Raw genomic sequence first — 15944 nt, 5'->3', positions numbered from 1 at the left:
TTGGCAATATCAGCGCGGTGCGCGTGCGGCGCCGGCGGCAGCCGGCCGCGGAGAGCCGGGGATCAGGCCCTCGCGCTGGGCGCGCTTGCGGGCAAGCTTGCGGGCGCGGCGCACGGCCTCGGCCTTCTCGCGAGCCTTCTTCTCGGAAGGCTTCTCGTAGTGACCACGCATCTTCATTTCACGGAAGATGCCTTCGCGCTGCATCTTCTTCTTGAGCGCGCGAAGCGCCTGATCAACATTGTTGTCGCGGACGAGTACCTGCACGGGCAATCCTGTCTTACGGTTGAAGTCACCAGGCGTGTGGCCACAGCCACAACCTTCCGCGACGTGCTCCCATCGCGAATTTCGGCGGCTGATAGCAGAATCAGGCAGGCTTGTCGAGCGGAATCGGCGGACTGTTCCGCGATTTGCCGGGCAGCTTGCGGAGCCGGAAAACGCCGCGCCGCGGCGCGCGCCGGCTGCGGCGCAGGGGCGCTATTCGGCGGCGTCGCGGGCCTCGCCCGCATCGTCGGGGGCTTCGGGGTCGCCCGGCGCGGTCTCGCAGCCGAGGTCGGGGAAGGCCAGGATGCGCTGGCCGTGGAAGTCGGTGCGCACCACCAGCAGCCCCTGCTCCTCGAAATAGCTCAGCAGCCGGCGCGCGCGGCGGGACGAATGGCTGCCATAGGTGCGGGCGAGCGTGGCGTCGGAAGGGCAGGGGGCGCCGGCGATCGCCGCCTGCGCAACCACCAGGAACACGCCTTGCACGTCGTCGGGCAGCTTTTCCGACAGGGAAAGCGCCTGCGGCCATGCTTCGCCCTTGGCGACCGTTGGATCGACGCCGGCGCGCGCCACCGCCAGCTTGCGGCGGAAGGCGGGGAGCGCCAGCGGCTCGCCCGGCACCCGGCGTATGCGGCAGCGCACCAGGAAATCCTGGTAGAGCACGGCATCGGTGCGGAAGGCGGCATCGGCATCTTCCAGTATGTCGCGCATCACCGTTTCGATGCCGGCCTCGCGCTCGGCCTCGTCGATGATGGCGAAGGAAGGCTGCTCAGGCGATTCCGGCGCCGGCTGCGGCCGCGAAAGCTGCGCGATCAGGTCGGCGGTGGGAATGGGCTGCGGCGGCGCCCGGCGCACGGGTGCCCTGGCTTCCTCGGGGCCGGGCGTGAAGATGAGGTCGCGGGCGTCCTCTGTGGCCTCGGGCAGCGGCATCAGCTTCGGGCTGACCGATCGCGCCGACGTCTCGACCGGGCCGATGGCTACCGGCAGCGGCCGGCGCGACATGGCGGGGCCCAGCGCCACGAAACGGCCGCGCGCCAGATCGCGGAACATCTCGGCCTGGCGCCGGTCCATGCCGAGCAGGTCGGCGGCGCGCGCCATGTCGATGTCGAGGAAGGTGCGGCCCATGAGGAAGTTCGAGGCCTCGGCCGCCACGTTCTTGGCCAGCTTTGCCAGCCGTTGCGTGGCGATGACGCCGGCGAGCCCGCGCTTGCGGCCGCGGCACATCAGGTTGGTCATGGCGCCGAGCGAAAGCTTGCGCGCCTCGTCCGAGACCTCGCCGGCCGCCGCGGGGGCAAAGAGCTGGGCTTCGTCCACAACCACCAGCACCGGATACCAATAGTCGCGCTCGGCGTCGAACATGCCGCCGAGGAAGGCGGCCGCGGCCCGCATCTGCTGGTCGACGTCGAGGCCTTCCAGGTTGAGCACGACGGAGACGCGGTGCTGGCGGATGCGGCCGGCGATGCGCGTCAGTTCCGCCTCGGTGCGCTGGGCATCGACCACGACATGGCCGAACTTGTCGGCCAGTGTGACGAAATCGCCTTCCGGGTCGATCACGCATTGCTGCACCCATGGCGCGCTCTGCTCCAGCAGGCGGCGCAAAAGGTGCGACTTTCCCGAGCCCGAATTGCCCTGTACGAGCAATCGGGTCGCCAGCAATTCCTCCAGATCGAGCATGGCCGGCTTCCCCGCGGAAACCGTGCCCATGTCAATGTCCACCTTCATCGCATTCCCTCGCGGAGCCCTCTCCTATCACCGCGCCGCCGGGATTCGAACCGCGTCAAGCCGATACCCACAGGCCGGATGCCGCAAGCAGGCCTGTCCACAGCGGCGCTCGCCGTCGCAAACAGCGCATGGGTGACAGGGCGCTTTCGGTAGTGATACATCTCGCCGGTCGGGTGGAGAGGCCCGGGGGTCAATCCGGAGAATTCGGGCGCGAGGCCAGAACGTGAAGAGATATTCGGTATTCGCCATAGCCCGCGAGGCCATGCGCGGCCACAAGGGCTGGGAGGAGCAATGGTCTTCGCCCGAGCCGAAGAAGGACTATGACGTCATCATCGTCGGCGCCGGCGGGCACGGGCTGGCCACGGCCTACTACCTGGCCAAGGAGCACGGCATCACCAATGTCGCGGTGATCGAGAAGGGCTGGCTCGGCGGCGGCAACACCGGCCGCAACACCACCATCATCCGCTCCAACTACCTCTACGACGAGTCGGCCGGCATCTATGACCACGCCGTGAAGCTGTGGGAGGGGCTTTCGCAGGAACTCAACTACAACGTCATGTATTCGGCCCGCGGCGTCATGATGCTGGCGCACAACGTGCACGACGTGCAGGGCTTCAAGCGCCATATCCATGCCAACCGGCTGAACGGCGTCGACAACGAATGGCTGACGCCGGAGCAGGCCAAGGAATTCTGCCCGCTGCTCAACATCTCCAAGGATGCGCGCTACCCGATAATGGGCGCGGCGCTGCAGCGCCGCGGCGGCACGGCCCGGCACGACGCGGTCGCCTGGGGCTATGCGCGGGGCGCTGCCGCCCGCGGCGTCCACATCATCCAGAACTGCGAGGTCACCGGCATCCGGCGCGCCGCGAACGGCACGGTGGCGGGCGTGGAGACCTCGAAGGGCTTCATCGGCGCCAGGAAGGTGGGCGTGGTCGCGGCGGGGCACACGTCGGTGCTGATGGACATGGCGGGCATACGCATGCCGCTGGAGAGCTATCCCCTGCAGGCGCTGGTGTCGGAGCCGGTCAAGCCGGTGTTCCCGTGCGTGGTCATGTCGAACACGGTGCATGCCTATATCTCCCAGTCCGACAAGGGCGAACTGGTCATCGGTGCCGGCACCGACCAGTACACCTCCTACTCGCAGACGGGCGGGCTCCATATCCTCAACCATACGCTCGACGCGATCTGCGAGATGTTCCCCATGTTTACGCGCATGAAGATGCTGCGCTCCTGGGGCGGCATCGTCGACGTCACGCCCGACCGCTCGCCGATCCTGGCCAAGACGCCGGTTCAGGGGCTCTACGTCAATTGCGGCTGGGGCACCGGCGGCTTCAAGGCCACGCCCGGCTCCGGCCACGTCTTTGCCCATACCATCGCGCGCGACGAGCCGCATGCCATCAATGCGCCCTTCACGCTGGAGCGCTTCCGCACCGGGCGGCTGATCGACGAGGCGGCCGCCGCCGCCGTGGCGCACTGAGAAAGGCGAGGGGGACGAAATGCTATTGATCCGCTGCCCCTATTGCGAGGAAGAGCGCCCGGAACTGGAATTCCGCAACGCCGGCGAGGCGCATGTCGTGCGCCCGGCCGATATCGCCTCGATCAGCGACGAGGAGTTCGAGGCCTTCTTCTTCATCCGCTCGAATCCCAAGGGCATCGCCTATGAGCGCTGGCGGCACGTGCATGGCTGCGCACGCTTCTTCAACGCGGTGCGCGACACCGTCAGCGACAAGTTCGTCATGACCTACAAGGCCGGCGAGAAAAAGCCGTCGAAACTGCCGGGAGCTGCGAAATGAGCGCCAGTTTCCGCGTATCCAAGGCAGGCCGGCTGAAGGACGCCAAGGCGGCCCGCTTCACCTTCGACGGGGTTTCCTATGCGGGCGTGGAGGGCGACACGCTGGCATCGGCGCTGCTGGCCAACGGCGTGCATCTGGTCGGCCGTTCCTTCAAGTACCACCGCCCGCGCGGCATCCTGTCGGCCGGGGCGGAGGAGCCGAACGCCCTGGTCCAGGTCGAGCGCGACGCGGCGCGCAAGACGCCCAATGTGCGCGCCACCGTGCAGGAACTCTATGACGGGCTGAAGGCCAGCTCGCAGAACCGCTGGCCCTCGCTGTCCTTCGACGTGGGCGCGGTCAACGATCTTTTCTCGTCCTTCTTTTCGGCCGGCTTCTACTACAAGACCTTCATGTGGCCGAAATCGGCCTGGAAAAGCCTCTACGAGCCGAATATCCGCGCCGCGGCCGGCCTCGGCGTGGCGCCGGACCTGCCCGACCCCGACCGCTACGCTTCGCGCTTTGCCCATTGCGAGGTGCTGGTGGTGGGCGCGGGCGCTGCCGGCCTTGCCGCGGCCCTTGCCGCTGCCGAGACCGGGGTGCGCGTCATCCTGGCCGACGAGCAGGCGCAGGCGGGCGGTGCCTTGCGCTTCGAGAACGGGGCGCGCATCGAGGGCCAGGACGGCTGGAGCTGGGCAGAGGCCGCCATCGCGCGGCTCAAGGCCATGGACAATGTGCGCGTGCTGACCCGCACCACCGCCTTCGGCTATTATGCGCAGAACTTCGTCGGACTGGTGGAGCGCGTCAGCGAGCATCTGGCCGCTCCCGGCGCGGACCTTCCGCGCGAGCGGCTGTGGCAGGTGCGGGCCAGGCGCGTGGTGCTGGCCACCGGCGCCATCGAGCGGCACATGGTGTTTGCCGACAACGACCGGCCGGGGGTGATGCTGGCCTCGGCGGCGCGCACCTACCTCAACCACTACGGCGTGGCGGTGGGCCGGCAGGTCGGCGTCTACACGGCCAATGATTCGGCCTATGCCGCCGCCATCGACCTGAAGAAGGCCGGCGTCGACATCGCCGCCATCGTCGACCTGCGCGACAACCCGGCCGGCGAACTGATCGACCAGGCGCGCGCCGCGGGCATCGAGATCCACGACGGGCGCGCGGTCGTGCGCGTCGGCGGCAAGCTCAGGGTGTCGTCGATGACGGTGCAGCCGAAGAACGGCGGCAGCGAGCGCACCATCCCCGTCGACGCGCTGCTGATGTCGGCCGGCTGGACGCCGTCGGTGCATCTGTTCTCGCAGTCGCGCGGCAAGGTCGCCTTCAACCCCGACACGCGCCGTTTCGTGCCGGGCGCCTATGCGCAGGAGTGCGTCTCGGTCGGCGCCTGCAACGGCACCGACGGGCTGGCAGCCAGCCTGGAGGAGGCCTTTGCAGCCGGCGCCAAGGCTGCGAAGGAAGCCGGCGGCAAGAGCGCCAGAACGCCCAAGCCCAAGGTGGAGGCGAGCGAGAACTGGTCGCGCGGCATGCTGGGCGCAGCCCCCGGCGCCGGGCCGGACGCCAAGGTCAAGGCCTTCGTGGACTTCCAGAACGACGTCACCGCCAAGGACATCCGCCAGGCGGTGCGCGAGGGCATGCGCTCCATCGAGCATGTCAAGCGCTTCACCACCAACGGCATGGCCACCGACCAGGGCAAGACCTCCAACCTGCACGGGCTTGCGATCGCGGCCGAGACGTTGGGCAAGCCGATGCCGGAGGTTGGGCTCACCACCTTTCGCCCCCCCTACACGCCGGTGACTTTCGGCGCCATCGTCAACCTGTCGCGCGGGGCGCTGTTCGACCCGACCCGGCGCACCGCCACCCATGGCTGGGCCGAGCGGCACGGCGCCGTGTTCGAGGACGTCGGCCAGTGGAAGCGCGCCTGGTATTTCCCGCGCGGCGGGGAAGACATGCACGCCGCCGTCAACCGCGAATGCGTGACGGTGCGCGAAAGCGCGGGCCTGTTCGACGCCTCCACGCTGGGCAAGATCGAGGTGGTGGGGCCGGATGCGGCCAAGTTCATGGAACTGCTCTACACCAACCCGTGGGAGAAGCTGGAGGTCGGCCGCTGCCGCTACGGCATCATGCTGCGCGAGGACGGTTTCATCTACGACGACGGCGTGGTGGGCCGCCTTGCGGCCGACCGCTTCCACGTCACCACCACCACGGGCGGCGCGCCGCGCGTGCTCAATCACATGGAGGACTATCTCCAGACCGAGTTCCCGCATCTGCAGGTGTGGCTCACCTCCATCTCCGAGCAATGGGCGGTGATCGCCGTGCAGGGGCCGAATTCGCGCAAGATCATCGAGCCGCTGGTGGAAGGCATCGACATGTCGGATGCGGCCATGCCGCATATGTCGGTGCGCGAAGGCAGGATCTGCGGCGTGCCGGCCAGGCTGTTCCGCATGTCGTTCTCGGGCGAGCGCGGCTTCGAGGTCAACGTGCCGGCCGACTATGGCGAGGCGGTGTGGGAGGCGCTGTGGGCCGAAGGCCAGAAGCAGGGCGCCTGCGCCTACGGCACCGAGGCCATGCACGTGCTGCGCGCCGAGAAGGGTTACATCATCGTCGGCCAGGACACGGACGGCACGGTGACGCCGAACGATGCCGGGCTGGACTGGGCGGTCGGCAAGAAGAAGGCCGACTTCGTCGGCATCCGCGGCCTGAAGCGGCCGGACCTCGTGGCCAAGGGGCGCAAGCAGCTCGTCGGCCTGAAGACCAGGGACCCGAAGGTGGTGCTGGAGGAGGGCGCGCATCTTGTCGAGCATCCGGACCAGCCGATCCCGATGAAGATGATCGGGCACGTCACCTCGTCCTACTGGTCGCAGAATTGCGGCCGCTCGATCGCGCTCGCCTTGGTCAAGAACGGGCGCGAGCGTCTGGGCCAGACGCTCTACGTGCCCATGCCGGACGGGACGGTCGAGGTCGAGGTGACGGGAACCGTGTTCTTCGACGAGAAGGGGGAGCGTCTCAATGGCTGAGGCTGCAGCAAGTGTGTCCGCCGAGCGCCGGCCGGCGCTGGCCGGGCGCGAGGTTTCGGCCGCCGCCGCGCAGGTGGCGGTGCTGCCGCCGGCCGAGCGCGTGGTGCTGCGCGCGCCGGAAGCGTCGATGAATTCGCTGTCGCGGGCCCTCGGCCTGACCTTGCCCAAGGCACCCAAGACCTCGGCGGCCAAGGGCGGCCGCACGGCGCTGTGGCTCGGCCCGGACGAATGGCTGGTCATCGACGAGGCCGGCGGCGATCCGCTTGCCGACTGCGGCAAGGCCAGGGCCTTGCATTCGGCCGTCGGCGTGTCGCACCGCAACATCGCCATCGCGGTTTCCGGCCCGGCGGCCGAGGCCGTGCTCAATGCCGGCTGCCCTCAGGACCTTTCGCCGGCCGCCTTCCCGGCCGGGGCCTGCTCGCGCACGGTCCTGGGTAAGGCAGAGATCGTGCTCCTGCGCACGGCCGACGACGCCTTCCGGGTGGAGTGCTGGCGTTCGTTCTCGGACTATGTCCTTGCTTTGCTGTTGGAGGCGGCGCGCGACGCGGCGGTCTGACGCGGGAACCTTCTTGCGGCAGCGCCGTTGCGCTGCGAAGACCGAGGGAGACGTCTCATGGCCAGTCCGTCGAAACCCGCAGCCGGCGCGAAGCCGAAGAAATCCGCCGCCGTGCGCTCGCTGGAGCAGGAGCGCCGCGCCGAGGACATGCAGCAGGAACTGGAGGAGGGGCTGGAGGACACCTTTCCGGCCAGCGATCCCGTCTCCATCACCGGCACGAGCATTTCCGGCGCGCCGGGCAATCCCGGCCGGGCCAAAACCGTGGCCGGCCGGAAAAAAGGCCGGTAACGGCGGCCGCTCCGACTGCGGCGGAGCCATCACTGTGGCTGTGCTCAGAACGTGTTCGGCATGATCCAGGGATCGATGTCGATGCCGAGGCGCGGCTTTTTGCCGGTCGTGCCCGTTTCCTGAGCTGGACCTGCCTTGGCGGTCGAGCCTGTCGCCGCGCAGTCGAGCTTCACTGATTTATGCGTGCATGACGACGGCGCGGCCGGCGCATGGCCGTCCTTTGCCGCTTCCTTGGCCAGGGCGCCGCCCGAAAGAACGATCAGCACGGCAAGGGCAAGAACTGTCTTCTTCATGGTCGCCTCCATCGGCGTCGTGGATTTTTCCGTACGTGTACGGAATGTCGTCTATGTACGTTCGCGTGCCGCATGTCGCAAGCCCAAAAATCGTACATGTACAATTTCACAAAGGTCCGGTCGGCGACTTTGGTCCGTATCGCATCGGGAAAGTCGAACTGCCCGCACCTTGGGCTGCCGGCCGCATGGCGCCTGGCAGCGAGAGGCGCACTGCAGGCTTCAACAATGAATAAATTTTGACGCATCCGCCAGTTGCGCAGCCAACTGCGCGGGCTCATCCAAAAGGATGGGGAGGGTATGCCCGATAGTCGGCGCGGCGGGACGGTCTTGCGGGCGCGCCGCGTCAGCCGCCGTTCAACATCCGGGTGCCTGCGCCAGCGGCGGCACGTCGCCAGCGCCAAGAGAGGCGAGGCTGAACTCGCACATCCGCGCCACGAAGGCCTGCGGGTCGCCGAACGGATAGAAGGGGAACGTGATCAGCAGCGAGATGGTGCCGTGGCCCACCGCCCACAGCATGGTGGCGATGGCGCGCGGATCGCCCCGAAGCTTGCCGGTGGCCACGCACGCCTCCACGCGCGCGACCAGCACCTTCATGGCAGGATTGCCTTCGGTCATCTCCGCGAAGGTCTTGCCGGTCTGGGGCCTGACCTTTTCGGTCATGAAGACGATGCGGTATTCGTTGGGGTTGCCCAGCCCGAAGGCGGCATATTCCACCATCACCGCCTTCAGCGCCTCGAGGGGGTCGTCGGAGCGGTTCTCCTCGATGCGGCGCGCGAGCGTTTCGAACGCGTCCTGGGCAAGCGCCAGCAGGATGTCCTGCTTGTCGGCGAAATAGGAATAAACGGACATGGGCGCATAGCCGACGCGCTTGGCCAGCTTGCGGATGGTCAGGCCCTCATAGCCTTCCTCCTGCACCAGCTTGTGCGCGGCGGCGATCAGTTCGGACCGCATCGCAGCCTTCTGCTGCTCGCGGCGTGTCTGCGCGGTGAGCGGCAATCCCGGCCTGCCTTTCCTGCCCTGCTTCCTGTGCGAATATATACGCGGTACGGGCACCGGCAAGGGGAGGCCGCTGCCGGCGCACCGCGGAGACGTCTCTCAGGCGTCCTTCGTCTAGGGTTCGATGAAGGTCAGTGTCAGCCAGCGCGCGGTGAGCGCCGGCTTTGCCGAGCCTTCGATCTCGATGGTAACGTCGTGCATCATCTGCACCCAGCCCGAGGGGCGCGCCTTGACGTCGGCCAGCACGAAACGCGTGCGGATGCGCGAGCCGGTCTTCACCGGTGCCAGGAAGCGGACCTGGTCGAAGCCGTGATTGACGCCCATCTTGCTCTTTTCGAGCGGCGGCAGGGTCTCGAAAGCCATGGTCGACAAGAGCGACAGCGACAGGAAGCCGTGCGCGATGGTGCCGCCGAAGGGTGTTTCGCGCGCAGCCCGCTCGGGGTCGCAATGGATGAACTGATGGTCGTCCGTGGCGTCGGCGAACAGGTCGATCATGTGCTGCGTGACATCGCGCCAGGGCGAAACGCCGACCTCATGGCCGACGTTGGCAAGCAATGTCTCGAGGCTGATGGGCTGCATCCGGTTTCGTCCCCCGCGGTCCCGCACATCGACTGCCGCATTTCCGCTTTTCCCCGAGCCGCGAAAGCGCGCTATCCTTTTGTTTTTACGCAATTCCACACGGGAAACCGGTTTCCACTTTTCCTGGGATTGCTCTATTGGATCGCGCGGGCGCCGTCAAATCACTCGGCAGGCTCGACATTGGTATAGGCGGCTTCCTCCAGTTCGCGCTTGAGGCGCGCCTGCTCGTGGCTCTTGGGCGTGACGAAGCGGCCCAGCAGCAGATAGGCGACCGGCGTGAGGAACAGCGTGGAGACCGTGGCCAGCCCCAGCCCGCCCACGATCACCCAGCCCAGCGCGATGCGCGCTTCCGCGCCCGCGCCGCTGGCCAGAACCAGCGGCAGGCCGCCGAGCACGGTGCAGATCATGGTCATCAGCACCGGGCGCAGGCGGATGTTGGAGGCCTGCTCGATCGCCTGGCGCACGCCGAGCCCGCGGTCGCGCAACTGATTGGCGAACTCCACGATCAGGATGCCGTTCTTGGCCATGACGCCGACCAGCAGCACCAGGCCGATCTGCGAATAGGCGTTCAGGCTGGTGCCGGTGAGCAGCAGCGCGAAGATGGCGCAGGCAAGGCCGAGCGGCACCGTGGCCATGATGATGACGGCCGACACGAAGCTCTCGAACTGCGCGGCCAGAACCAGGAGGATGACGACCAGCGCGAAGCCGAAGATGGTGACCATGCCGCTGTTGGTCTCGCCCAGCGTCGCGGCCTCGGCCAGCGGCACCACGCGCGCGCCGGGCGGCAGCAGCGGCGCGGCGATCTCCTGCGCGCGGGTGAGTGCGTTGCCCAGCGCGAAGTCGCCGCGCAGGTTGGAGGTGATGGCGACCGAGGGCTGCCGCTGCTCGCGCGTCAGCGAAGGCGGCACGGCGCGCTCGGTCAGCGTCGCGATGGTTGACATCGGCACGTAGCGGCCGTCCTCCGTCTTGAGGAAGATGTTTTCCAGGTCGGTGGGGTCGTTGATCGGATTGGTGGTGGAGACCAGCTTCACCGCATAGCTGCGGTCGGCGATGTAGACGTCGCCCACCTTGTTGCCGTCCAGCATGGCCTGAAGCGTGTTGGCAAGGCCGCTGATGTCGATGCCGAGGTCGGAGGCGCGCTCGCGGTCGATGGCGACCGAAAGCTGCGGCTGGGTCGGGTCGACCGACAGGCGCGGCTGCACGAAGCGCGGGTCGTCGCGCATGGCGTCGATGATCTTGTCCGCCGCCTCGCCCAGCGCCTTGCGGTCGTTGCCGACGAGCGCGAATTGCAAGCCGTTGCCGGCGCCGCGGATGCCCAGGCTGTTGGGCTGGATGGGGAAGATGCGCAGGCTGGGGATGTCCTGGGCCAGGTCGGAGATCTGCGCCATGATCTCCTGCTGGCTGCGGCTGCGCTGTTCCCAGGGCGCCAGCGTGATCACCATGAAGCCGGTGTTGTAGGCGCCGTTGTTGCCGGCGCTCTCGAAGGTGCTCTCGATCTCGCCGGACTCGCGCAGCGGCTGGATGAGCTGCTCGATGCGGCGCATCTGGGATGCCGTATAGTCGAGGCTGACGCCCTGCGGCGCGTTGATGCGCAAGAGCACCACCGAGCGGTCTTCGGTCGGCGTCAGTTCCTGGCGGATGGTGGAAAACAGCGTGAATGCGGTGCCGGCGAAGAGCAGCGCCACCAGCACCACGATCCACGGCGCGTTGAGGCAGGCATGCAGGCAGCGCCGGTAGAGACCGCCGAGCGCGGCCCCGATGCGCCCGCCGATGCCGCCGCCTCCGCCCTCGTGATGGAGAGCCGCGCCCGACAGCATGCGCGAGGCCAGCATGGGGCACAGCGTCAGCGCCACCACGCAGGACAGCAGCACGGAGATGGCCAGCACGAAGCCGAATTCCCGGAACAGGCCGCCCGTCTGGCCGGGCAGGAAGGAGATCGGCACGAACACGGCGACCAGGGTGGCGGTGGTGGCCACAACGGCGAAGAACACCTCCTGTGCGCCCAGAACGGCGGCCGCGCGAGGGCCCATGCCCTCGTTGCGGCGGCGCACGATGTTCTCCAGCACCACGATGGCGTCGTCCACCACCAGGCCGGTGGCCAGCACCAGCGCCAGAAGGGTGAGGATGTTGATGGAGAAGCCGGCGAGCCAGATTGCGGCGATGGTGCCGATCATGGCCACCGGCATCGACAGTCCGGGGATGAGCGTGGCGCGCCAGTCGAGCAGGAAGACATAGATGACGATCAGCACGATCGACACGGCCAGGACCAGCGCGATCTCGACCTCGTGGACGGCGCCGTTGATGAAGGCGGCGTCATCGCTGGTGACCTTGATCGACATGCCCTTGGGCAGTTCCTGCTGGAGCTTGGCCACCGCCGCGCGCACGCCCTTGGAAATGTCGAGCGTGTTGGATTCGGCCGCGCGCACGATGCCGATGCCGATCCCGGTCTTGCCGTCGGACCGCAGCGTGGACTGGCCCACGTCCGGCCCCATGGTCACGCTGGCCACGTCGCGGATGCGCGTATTGCCGCCGACGACGATGTTCTCGAAGGCTTCCGGCGTGGTCACGTCGGCGGTGGTGCGCACGATCAGGTTCTGGTTGGAGGTGCTGATCGAGCCGGCCGGGGTGTCGAAGGCCACGGTGGAGAGCGCATTGCGCAGGTCGGCCACCGTGTAGCCGAGGCTGGCCAGCCGCGCCTGGTCGACGTCGATGCGGAAGATCTTCTCGCGGTCGCCATAGACCTGCACGTCGGCCACGCCCGGCACGGCCGCCAGCGTGTCCTCGATCTGGTCCTCCACAACGGTGGTCATGTCCTCCACCGGCATGGAATCGGAGGTCACCGCCAGGCGCATGACGGCGTCGGAATTGGCGTCGGCCTTGACGATGCGCGACGGGTCGGCCTCCTCGGGCATCTGCGCGGCCACACGGCCGACCGCGTCGCGCACGTCGGAGGCGGCGACGTTGAGGTTGACGCCGTCGTTGAACTCGATGGTGACGCGGCTGCGTCCGTAGGAAGATGTGGACGAGATCGACTTCACGCCCGAGACACGGGCGACCGCACCTTCGATGACGTCGGTCAGTTCGCGGTCCACCGTCTCGGCGGCGGCGCCTGTGAAATCGGTGCTGACCGTGATGACGGCGCGGTCCACGTCCGGCAATTCGCGGATTTCGACGCCGTAGAAGGCCGCCAGGCCCGCAACCGCAATCAGTGTGTTCAGCACGAAGGCCAGCACGGGCCGGCGGATGAACAGCGCGGTGAAGCCGGTGTCGCTGCCTTTGGAGGTATCCGTCATCGACCGGCCCCGGTCACGAGCCGGCCGGGGCGTCGACGGGCTGGGCCGCGCCGCGGGCGATCATCACGTCGCCGCCGTCGCGCACGGCCTGCACGCCCTCCGTCACCACCATGTCGCCGCTGGCGATCGGCGCGTCCACGAGCACGGTCTGGGTGTTGCGCTGGATGATGCGCACCGGCACGCGGCGGGCCTTGCCGTTGTCGACTGTCCATACGAAGGCGCCGTCGCTGCCCCATTGCACGGCCAGCGGACTGACGGCGGGATAGGTGTCGCCCGAGAACTTCATTCCGATCTGGAACGACATGCCGGCCCTGAGCGAATCGGCGGGGTTGGCGATGGTGGCCTGCACCCACAGCGTGCGGCTCTTGTCGTCGATGCGGTTGTCTATGGCCGTGACCGTGCCTTCGAAGACGTTCCTGGGATTGGCAAGCGGCGTGGCAGTCAGCGCCGAGCCGATCTGGACCGCGGCCGCAAAGCGTTCCGGCACCCAGAAGTCGACCAGGATCGAGGAGCGGTCGTCGATGGTGGCGATGGCGGTCTGGCTGGTGACGTAGTTGCCGGCCTCGATCGGCAGGATGCCGACGACGCCGGAGATGGGCGAGGTGACGGAGCGGCGGTCCAGCGCCAACTGCGCGTCGTGGACGGAAAGCTCGGCGTTGCGCAATTCCAGCTCGGCGTCGGTGAGCTGCACGGCGGTCGCCGTATTGGAGGAGCGCAGCGCGCGGATGCGCTCGACCTTGGCGCGCGCGTCGTCGCGCTGGGCCTTGGCGCGCTCCAGCGCGATCTCCTCGGTTTCGGAATCGAGCCTGGCGATGACCTGACCCGCTTCGATATGGGCGCCCGAGGTCACCTGGAACTCGAGCAGCCGGCCGGCGGCATAGGGGTTCACCGCCACGGTGGCGGCGGCACGGCCGGTGCCGATCGCCTGGAGGCGGTCGTTGATCGTGGCAGACGTCACGGGTGCCGCGACCACCATGGCCTGCACGGCGGCCGCATTCTGGCGGGGGGCGCCGTCGCCGGGCTCGGTCTTCGGCGTCGAGGCGACGGCCCAGTCCATGCCCCAGCGCGCGAGAATCTCAGGCGCGCCGGGGAAGAAGCTTGCCCAGGCGACGGCCGCGGCCAGGAGGATCACGGCGGCAACGAGAATTTGTTTCCAGGCGGCCATCGGCACTCCGGTCTGCAAAAAAATCCGCCCGCGGAATCTCCCTCCCCAGACAGACGACGCGACACCCCGACATGTGCGAAACGGCGTCTTACACCAGCCTATATGACAATTGTCAGACCTGTGCGCACATTAAATCTGCGTAAGGTTGGCGACAAGCGGCAGCGGCCGGCTTCCTTCCGGGCCGAAATGCGCCGTCGGACGGCCGCTTCCCGGCGCGGTCCGGCGGGTGCGCAAGGTCAGCGCAGGTTCTCCATCTCGCGGATGCGCGCCGCGCTTTCGGTTTCGAGCCGCAATGTCAGGGCGCCGATCAGCGTCTCGGCCACCACGAACAGCGCCGCCGAGGAATCCCAGGCCGAGGGCACGGCCGTGCGGCCGGCAATGACATGGCGGGCGAAGCGGGCGATCGGCGACAGCCATTGGTCGGTGAACAGCACGATCTGCACGCCGCGCTGGTGCGCCTTCTCGGAAAAGCGCAGGAGGCTCTCCTGATAGCGGCGGATGTCGAAGATCAGAAGCACGTCGCGCTTGCCCATGTCGATCAGCCGGTCGCGCCACATGCTTTCCTGCCCGGCAAGATGGTGGACGTTGGGCCGCACGATGGTCAGGTGGGCGGCCATGTAGCGGGCCAGCGGATCGGTGAAGCGCCCGCCCATGAGGAACATGTGGCCGCGCCGGTCGGCGAGCTTGTCGACGATTTCGGCGACCTGGCGCTCGGAGATGTGCCGGAAGGTCTCGCGCAGGTTCTCCAGCGTAGCCTCAAGCATGGGCGAGGCCGGGCCGCCCGCTCCCGAGGGCGGGTTGTAGGTGCGCGAGGCGGGCGACTGCAATTGCGCGGCCAGTTCGTCCTGCAGGGCGGACTGGAACTCGGGGTAGTTCTGGAAGCCGAGCCGCGACACGAACCGCAATATGGTGGGCGAGGACACGCCCGCCGCCTGCGCGAACTCGGCGACCGTCTTCAGCCCGACCACCGGATAGTGGGCGACCAGCGCCTGGGCGGCGCGGCGCTCGCCTGCCGGCATGCTTTCAATGCGTTCGGCGATCAACTCGGCAACGCTCGCGCCCATCGTCTTCCTCCCCCTGTCCGGCCGCCTGCGCGGCTTCTCAAAACCCATTTGACAAACCCCGGGAAAATGTATGAAATCATCCGCAGAAGCGCAACGAAACAAAAATCGTAACATACGATACGCGCTTCCCGGGGATGGGGGACCGATGGGGGAGATACGTCCGACAGGCCGCGCAGCCGCAGAGTCCGTCAGGGTGACGAACCCGGACGGAGCGGGCGCCTATGTGCTGACCTGCGACCACGCCTCGAACTTCCTGCCGCCGGAGTTCGGCACGCTCGGCCTGCCGGAGGCCGACCTGAGCCGCCATATCGCCTGGGATCCCGGCGCGCTGCCGGTGGCCCGCCGCATGGCCGAGATGCTCGACGCCGTGCTGGTCGAGACCTGCGTGTCGCGCCTCGTGCTCGACTGCAACCGCGCGCTCGACGCCCCCGGACTGATCCCGGCGGTGAGCGAGACCACCGCCATTCCCGGCAATGCCGGCCTTTCGGATGCCGAGCGCGCGGCGCGCGTCGCCCGTTGCTGGCAGCCGTTCCACGATGCGATCGACGCCGTGATCGAGGAGAGGCTGGCGCGCGGCCTGGAAAGCCGGCTGGTTTCCGTGCATTCTTTCACGCCCGTCTACAAGGGCGTGGACCGGCCCTGGCAGGTCGGCATCATCCATGACGAGGACGAAAGGCTGGCCGCGCCGCTGATCGCGGCGCTGGAGCGCCCCGGCGAGTTCGTGGTGGGGGCCAACGAACCCTACTCGCCCGCCGACGGGGTCTATTTCACGCTGGAAAAGCACGCCAGGGCGCGCGGCATGCCCTGCGCGATGATCGAGATCCGCAACGACGAGATCGCCAGCGACGCCGGACAGGCCGCCTGGGCGGCGCGGCTGGCGGTCGCGCTCGCCAGCATGGGGAAAATCGCGGAGCCGGCGCCCGGGCAGGGCCGTTTGCGGTAGGAGG

14 protein-coding genes are annotated in these 15944 nt (G+C 68.0%); 6 read left to right on the top strand and 8 right to left on the bottom strand.

All coding sequences use genetic code 11. From position 1 onward, the window contains the following. Positions 1-9: 9 nt before the first annotated feature. The gene (gene rpsU, locus ACTDI4_RS19390; protein ID WP_442842700.1) at positions 10-264 is read right to left on the bottom strand and encodes a 30S ribosomal protein S21; all 255 of its coding nucleotides are present in this window, start codon (positions 262-264) and stop codon (positions 10-12) included. A 210-nt stretch (positions 265-474) separates the two neighbouring features. Then, positions 475-1980, bottom strand: coding sequence for a helicase HerA domain-containing protein (locus ACTDI4_RS19385; protein WP_442842699.1), 1506 nt, complete (start codon positions 1978-1980; stop codon positions 475-477). Positions 1981-2203: 223 nt separating this feature from the next. Here ACTDI4_RS19385 and ACTDI4_RS19380 point away from each other — a divergent pair, with 223 nt between their 5' ends. Genes ACTDI4_RS19380 through ACTDI4_RS19360 form a run of 5 tightly spaced genes read left to right on the top strand, consistent with a single transcriptional unit; the run spans position 2204 to position 7607 of the window. Then, the gene (locus ACTDI4_RS19380) at positions 2204-3457 is read left to right on the top strand and encodes a sarcosine oxidase subunit beta (protein ID WP_442842698.1); all 1254 of its coding nucleotides are present in this window, start codon (positions 2204-2206) and stop codon (positions 3455-3457) included. Positions 3458-3476: 19 nt separating this feature from the next. Further along, positions 3477-3773 (top strand): sarcosine oxidase subunit delta, encoded by a 297-nt coding sequence (locus ACTDI4_RS19375; RefSeq protein WP_442842697.1) that lies wholly within the window; start codon positions 3477-3479, stop codon positions 3771-3773. After that, a complete protein-coding gene (locus ACTDI4_RS19370; RefSeq protein WP_442842696.1) occupies positions 3770-6763 on the top strand; it encodes a sarcosine oxidase subunit alpha in 2994 nt (997 codons plus the stop codon). Before ACTDI4_RS19375 ends, ACTDI4_RS19370 begins: the two co-directional genes overlap by 4 nt. After that, entirely contained in the window at positions 6756-7319 is a 564-nt protein-coding gene (locus ACTDI4_RS19365) for a sarcosine oxidase subunit gamma (RefSeq protein ID WP_442842695.1), read from the top strand. Before ACTDI4_RS19370 ends, ACTDI4_RS19365 begins: the two co-directional genes overlap by 8 nt. A gap of 57 nt (positions 7320-7376) precedes the next feature. Next, positions 7377-7607, top strand: a complete 231-nt coding sequence (locus tag ACTDI4_RS19360) for a hypothetical protein (protein ID WP_442842694.1) — start codon at positions 7377-7379, stop codon at positions 7605-7607. Positions 7608-7651: 44 nt separating this feature from the next. Here ACTDI4_RS19360 and ACTDI4_RS19355 read toward each other — a convergent pair whose 3' ends face one another. The 6 genes from ACTDI4_RS19355 to ACTDI4_RS19330 form a co-directional block, all read right to left on the bottom strand. Continuing rightward, positions 7652-7900, bottom strand: a complete 249-nt coding sequence (locus ACTDI4_RS19355; protein WP_442842693.1) for a DUF680 domain-containing protein — start codon at positions 7898-7900, stop codon at positions 7652-7654. A 354-nt stretch (positions 7901-8254) separates the two neighbouring features. Continuing rightward, a complete protein-coding gene (locus ACTDI4_RS19350) occupies positions 8255-8896 on the bottom strand; it encodes a TetR/AcrR family transcriptional regulator (protein ID WP_442842692.1) in 642 nt (213 codons plus the stop codon). 114 nt (positions 8897-9010) lie between these two features. Further along, on the bottom strand, positions 9011-9475 hold the full coding sequence (locus ACTDI4_RS19345) for a MaoC family dehydratase (RefSeq protein WP_442842691.1): 465 nt from the start codon (positions 9473-9475) through the stop codon (positions 9011-9013). 161 nt (positions 9476-9636) lie between these two features. After that, the gene (locus tag ACTDI4_RS19340; RefSeq protein WP_442842690.1) at positions 9637-12768 is read right to left on the bottom strand and encodes an efflux RND transporter permease subunit; all 3132 of its coding nucleotides are present in this window, start codon (positions 12766-12768) and stop codon (positions 9637-9639) included. A 13-nt stretch (positions 12769-12781) separates the two neighbouring features. Continuing rightward, positions 12782-13933, bottom strand: coding sequence for an efflux RND transporter periplasmic adaptor subunit (locus ACTDI4_RS19335; protein ID WP_442842689.1), 1152 nt, complete (start codon positions 13931-13933; stop codon positions 12782-12784). Positions 13934-14169: 236 nt separating this feature from the next. After that, on the bottom strand, positions 14170-14997 hold the full coding sequence (locus ACTDI4_RS19330) for a MurR/RpiR family transcriptional regulator (RefSeq protein ID WP_442842688.1): 828 nt from the start codon (positions 14995-14997) through the stop codon (positions 14170-14172). A gap of 145 nt (positions 14998-15142) precedes the next feature. On the opposite strand from ACTDI4_RS19330, the gene ACTDI4_RS19325 reads away from it, so the two are divergent. Continuing rightward, the gene (locus ACTDI4_RS19325) at positions 15143-15940 is read left to right on the top strand and encodes an N-formylglutamate amidohydrolase (protein WP_442842687.1); all 798 of its coding nucleotides are present in this window, start codon (positions 15143-15145) and stop codon (positions 15938-15940) included. Positions 15941-15944: the final 4 nt, after the last annotated feature.

This window comes from Mesorhizobium sp. PUT5 (assembly GCF_052216645.1).
Lineage (GTDB): Bacteria > Pseudomonadota > Alphaproteobacteria > Rhizobiales > Rhizobiaceae > Mesorhizobium.
Note: the sequence above shows the minus strand (reverse complement) of the source record. Positions and strands in the feature narration are given on the sequence as shown.

Bases quoted from the DNA above. Each gene is read 5' to 3' on its own strand.
- ACTDI4_RS19355 (WP_442842693.1), bottom strand. From the start codon at position 7,900: ATGAAGAAGACAGTTCTTGCCCTTGCCGTGCTGATCGTTCTTTCGGGC.
- ACTDI4_RS19385 (WP_442842699.1), bottom strand. From the start codon at position 1,980: ATGAAGGTGGACATTGACATGGGCACGGTTTCCGCGGGGAAGCCGGCC.
- ACTDI4_RS19335 (WP_442842689.1), bottom strand. From the start codon at position 13,933: ATGGCCGCCTGGAAACAAATTCTCGTTGCCGCCGTGATCCTCCTGGCC.
- ACTDI4_RS19370 (WP_442842696.1), top strand. From the start codon at position 3,770: ATGAGCGCCAGTTTCCGCGTATCCAAGGCAGGCCGGCTGAAGGACGCC.
- ACTDI4_RS19375 (WP_442842697.1), top strand. From the start codon at position 3,477: ATGCTATTGATCCGCTGCCCCTATTGCGAGGAAGAGCGCCCGGAACTG.
- ACTDI4_RS19340 (WP_442842690.1), bottom strand. From the start codon at position 12,768: ATGACGGATACCTCCAAAGGCAGCGACACCGGCTTCACCGCGCTGTTC.
- ACTDI4_RS19360 (WP_442842694.1), top strand. From the start codon at position 7,377: ATGGCCAGTCCGTCGAAACCCGCAGCCGGCGCGAAGCCGAAGAAATCC.
- ACTDI4_RS19325 (WP_442842687.1), top strand. From the start codon at position 15,143: ATGGGGGAGATACGTCCGACAGGCCGCGCAGCCGCAGAGTCCGTCAGG.
- ACTDI4_RS19345 (WP_442842691.1), bottom strand. From the start codon at position 9,475: ATGCAGCCCATCAGCCTCGAGACATTGCTTGCCAACGTCGGCCATGAG.
- ACTDI4_RS19330 (WP_442842688.1), bottom strand. From the start codon at position 14,997: ATGGGCGCGAGCGTTGCCGAGTTGATCGCCGAACGCATTGAAAGCATG.
- ACTDI4_RS19365 (WP_442842695.1), top strand. From the start codon at position 6,756: ATGGCTGAGGCTGCAGCAAGTGTGTCCGCCGAGCGCCGGCCGGCGCTG.